A 2,097-nucleotide genomic window follows, 5' to 3' on the forward strand; every position below is an offset into this window, starting at 1 on the left:
AGGTAGGTAACCTAGAAAATAAGATAAACAGTATGAGCCCAAATCATGAGTTCTATGACCAAGCAACAGCTTTCGGCAAGGACTGGGTAGACCAATTCGCTAGCAAGGTACGTTAAAAACATGGCACTAAAACTAGTATTCGACACCCCCAAAGGCAGCCGCCCTAAAGCCGGACGGCTCTACCTGATGAAAACCACCCTCGGATACATCCCTGTTGGTGCGACCTCCACCGAAGCATTCTTCGGCGCAGCCGTGATGATTCATCCCTACCGAGCGATCGTATCTGACCCCAAAGACACCACCTGGTACCCACTCATCGAAAAGAACGAACTACTAATCCCGCCGTTAGAGATCAGAAAGCAGGATTTCAAAAAGGGAGGCTGCTTCACTCCGATTCGCGACAAAGCAGCTCCTGTGCCCATCCCCTTCGATCGCTACTTTTACTACCAAATGTCCATGCCTTGGGCCCCAGCCGAACAAGCGTTCGTTCCGGCTGCTGAAACATTGCCAGAAAATCGGCTCGGCACTTTCGTTCCCAAGGACGAAAGAATCATAAAATTCACCATTCACGACACGAACCCACCTCAAGGGGGCATCGTCGATGAAGCACCGGAGGGTACTTACTTTATGCCAGCGGGCCTCCTCATGGATCTTCACATCGAGTTCGCCCTTGAAGATGCACTTGCCTACTACGGACTAATCGATACCCCGCGCCCCGCACACCCCGACTTCACCGAAAACCAGGAACAAGACACGATGCCAACCAACACGCAGCAGGAAGACCAACCACTCTTCCACCTCGCAGAAATCGACAGTCTAACCACCCTGTTCGCCGCCATGGACACCATGCCAGAAGAAGCAGTCGGCGTCATAGAACAAGCAGGACACACACCCAACGGCTACTTCCTCGACAACCTCGCAAAGTACCTACTCCGACAAACAGGCGTCACCACCAACGGCATCGAGTTCGACAGCGACGCGGGCATGTTCAGCCTCATCGGCACCACCGAAACCCTGCAACCACTCCACGCCCAACTCACTGATCTGTTCAACGACACCAACAATCTGCAACAAACCCTCAACCAAGCTAAAGCCGCAGGAACAGACTTCGACGACTAACAGACAAGCTCTTTTATCCTGACACACTAGAAACCAGCCAGCCGACCGGAATAGTGCTGCGTATCACTACCGCTACGATGACCACGGCCGTGTCACCGCCCAAGTCGGCACCGGTGGCATGGTCCCCAACATCCTCTACTGGGGCGACGACACCGGCGACGACGTCTGGCGCATCATCACCCCCGAAGGCACAATCCAAGACACCTCCTACCCTGACGGCACCACCACAACCATCGAACCCGGCACCCAGGCACCACAGGTGCCACCACCGTCATCACAAAAAGCAGCGCAAAATGTGACCACGGGTGGCACCAGAAACCCCAGCAGCCAACTGGATCCAATACCAGGTCGGCGCCACGTTCTACTCCCTGGTCTCCGCACCGGCTAGGGAATCTCGCAACAACTAGCGGTGTGTAGGGGCCTCAACTACCGAAAACTCTCGTCAGCAAACGGTGATACATCGACACGTCCTCCGGGTTCGTCGATGGAACAATCCGCGACCTGCTCGTCGAATGAGCATCTACGCTTGGCAGAACCACCGTATCTTGCGGCAAATCAACCGCAGCTGCCCCCACCTTGACAACAGTCACCTTCCTGGACTGCGCCAGCTCCGTCAGGTGGTGCCCCGGCTGGTACAGCCACCCATGCTGTTCATGGTGTCTGTCAGCCACCAACAGCACATGATCCGCCATAGCTGTGCCCGCGGCAATGGTCTCCCCGGCACACGTATAAGGCAAGTTCACCACAACAATTGGCCACCTGTGCTGGGCACGACTAACCACCGTATCCAGTACATCAGCAGTCATCTGCCCCTGAGTACCTTGCGAAGCAGTCAACAGCGGAACTGCCCCGGAGCTATCCGCAAAATTCTCCATCTTCTTGCGGGTCAGATCCAGCGGTTCCGTCGCCGCCAACCCAAGCACATCTCCCGCTGCCCACGCACCCAACGGTCCCCGCATTGGCTGAGCTTGCACATCT

3 protein-coding genes are annotated in these 2,097 nt (G+C 55.8%); 2 read left to right on the forward strand and 1 reads right to left on the reverse strand.

Annotated features, from left to right (window positions below):
• The first annotated feature begins 120 nt into the window (after positions 1-120).
• Both Q0331_RS01425 and Q0331_RS01430 read left to right on the forward strand, forming a co-directional pair.
• Positions 121-1,119, forward strand: coding sequence for an Imm51 family immunity protein (locus tag Q0331_RS01425; protein ID WP_298074228.1), 999 nt, complete (start codon positions 121-123; stop codon positions 1,117-1,119).
• A gap of 118 nt (positions 1,120-1,237) precedes the next feature.
• Positions 1,238-1,507: a hypothetical protein gene (locus tag Q0331_RS01430; protein WP_298074230.1), complete on the forward strand. Its 270-nt coding sequence runs from the start codon at positions 1,238-1,240 to the stop codon at positions 1,505-1,507.
• A gap of 34 nt (positions 1,508-1,541) precedes the next feature.
• Here Q0331_RS01430 and Q0331_RS01435 read toward each other — a convergent pair.
• Positions 1,542-2,097, reverse strand: a 556-nt coding sequence (locus Q0331_RS01435) for a hypothetical protein (protein WP_298074232.1), incomplete at its 5' end; no start/stop codon positions are given.

Source organism: uncultured Corynebacterium sp. (genome assembly GCF_937999985.1).
GTDB lineage: Bacteria > Actinomycetota > Actinomycetes > Mycobacteriales > Mycobacteriaceae > Corynebacterium.

What these genes read in the sequence shown, in the direction of transcription:
- Q0331_RS01425 (WP_298074228.1), top strand. Translation starts at nt 121, where the DNA reads ATGGCACTAAAACTAGTATTCGACACCCCCAAAGGCAGCCGCCCTAAA.
- Q0331_RS01430 (WP_298074230.1), top strand. Translation starts at nt 1,238, where the DNA reads ATGGTCCCCAACATCCTCTACTGGGGCGACGACACCGGCGACGACGTC.